Below are 699 nucleotides of genomic sequence, written 5' to 3' on the forward strand. Positions count from 1 at the left end.
ACCATTACGGAAGCTCTGAAATTCGGTGGCATCACTCACATGATGGACCGTCTATCTAATCCAGCGAAAATCAAGGCGTTCGAGCTTTCTGAAGAATTAAAAGACCTAATGCGTCCACTGTATAACAAGCACATGGACGATATTATCTCTGGTCATTTCTCTAGCACCATGATGGCTGATTGGGCAAATGATGATAAAAATCTTCTAGGATGGCGTGCAGAAACTGGTGAAACTGCATTTGAAAATTACCCAGAAACGGACGTTGAGATCTCTGAGCAAGAGTACTTCGACAACGGCATTCTAATGATTGCAATGGTTCGTGCTGGGGTTGAACTGGCATTTGAAGCGATGACAGCTTCTGGAATCATCGATGAATCAGCGTACTACGAGTCTCTACATGAACTTCCGTTGATTGCTAATACTATCGCACGTAAGCGTCTATATGAGATGAACGTGGTTATCTCTGATACGGCTGAATACGGTAACTACCTATTTGCTAACGTAGCAACGCCTTTGTTACGTGAGAAATTCATGCCTTCTGTTGGTACAGATGTTATTGGTAAAGGCCTAGGCGAAACGTCTAACCAAGTGGATAACGCGACTCTTATCGCAGTGAACGAGACTATCCGTAACCACCCAGTGGAATACATTGGCGAAGAACTACGTGGCTATATGACGGATATGAAGCGCATCGCGGTT

General features: G+C 44.2%; 1 pseudogene. It reads left to right on the plus strand.

Annotation, left to right across the window (positions count from 1 at the left end):
• Positions 1–699 (plus strand): annotated as a pseudogene (locus tag R7190_RS27560) (ketol-acid reductoisomerase); the annotation flags it as partial.

The organism is Vibrio sp. 1078-1, from assembly GCF_033340475.1.